Source organism: Pseudomonas sp. PGPPP1 (assembly GCF_002255865.1).
In the GTDB taxonomy this organism is placed as follows: domain Bacteria; phylum Pseudomonadota; class Gammaproteobacteria; order Pseudomonadales; family Pseudomonadaceae; genus Aquipseudomonas; species Aquipseudomonas cremoris.
On record NZ_NKIG01000079.1, the window covers coordinates 1 to 1,322 of the forward strand.

Here is a 1,322-nt window from a genome sequence, read left to right on the forward strand (position 1 = left end):
GAGACGCGGATCCCGCGGATCCAATGGCTTGCGAAAGGCGAGGCGTACGATGAGCAAAGAAGTACTGCTGGTTGTTGAGTCGGTATCCAATGAAAAGGGCGTACCGGCAAACGTGATTTTTGAAGCGTTGGAGCTGGCTCTGGCCACTGCTACCAAAAAGCGTTTTGAAGACGAAGTTGATCTGCGTGTGGAAATCAACCGCCACACCGGTGCCTATGAGACTTTCCGTCGCTGGACGGTCGTCGAAGAAGCCGATCTTGATGATCCGGCCATCGAAACCTGGCCAAGCAAGGTTGCGCAAACGCACCCTGGTGCCAAGGTCGGTGATGTCGTCGAAGAAAAGATCGAGTCGATCGAGTTCGGCCGTATTGCTGCACAGACCGCCAAGCAGGTCATCGTGCAGAAGGTTCGCGAAGCCGAGCGCGCTCAAGTCGTTGACGCTTACCGCGAGCGCCTGGGTGAAATCATCTCCGGCACCGTGAAAAAAGTTACCCGCGATAACGTGATCGTTGACCTGGGCAACAACGCCGAAGCGTTGCTGGCCCGCGAAGACATCATTTCCCGCGAAACCTTCCGTGTCGGCGTGCGTCTGCGTGCGCTGCTCAAGGAAATCCGCACCGAGAACCGAGGCCCTCAGCTGATCCTGTCGCGTACCGCGCCGGAAATGCTGATCGAGCTGTTCCGTATTGAAGTGCCGGAAATCGCCGAAGGCCTGATCGAAGTCATGGCTGCGTCCCGCGACCCGGGTTCGCGCGCCAAGATTGCGGTCCGCTCCAAGGACAAACGCATCGACCCGCAAGGCGCTTGCATCGGTATGCGCGGTTCGCGCGTCCAGGCAGTGTCGGGTGAGTTGGGCGGTGAGCGTGTCGACATCGTCCTGTGGGACGATAACCCGGCGCAGTTCGTGATCAACGCCATGTCGCCGGCTGAAGTGGCGGCAATTATCGTTGACGAAGATGCCCATGCAATGGACATCGCCGTTGGCGCAGACAATCTGGCTCAGGCCATTGGTCGTGGTGGTCAGAACGTGCGTCTGGCCAGCCAACTGACCGGTTGGACCCTGAACGTGATGACCGAATCGGACATCCAGGCTAAGCAGCAAGCTGAAACCGGTGACATCCTGCGCAACTTCATCGACGAGCTGGAAGTCGACGAAGACCTGGCACAGGTGCTGGTAGATGAAGGCTTCACCAGTCTGGAAGAGATTGCCTACGTACCGTTGGAAGAAATGCTCAACATCGACGGCTTTGACGAAGACACCGTCAACGAGCTTCGCGCTCGGGCCAAGGATCGTTTGTTGACTAAAGCCATCGCTACTGAGG

The 1,322-nt window shown here is 57.9% G+C and carries 1 protein-coding gene; it reads left to right on the forward strand.

Features of this window, described 5'->3' with window-relative positions; translation table 11 throughout:
* Positions 1 to 49: 49 nt before the first annotated feature.
* Positions 50 to 1,322 (forward strand): transcription termination factor NusA (gene nusA / locus CFE47_RS31175; protein ID WP_286843034.1); only part of this gene is annotated, 1,273 nt, incomplete at its 3' end.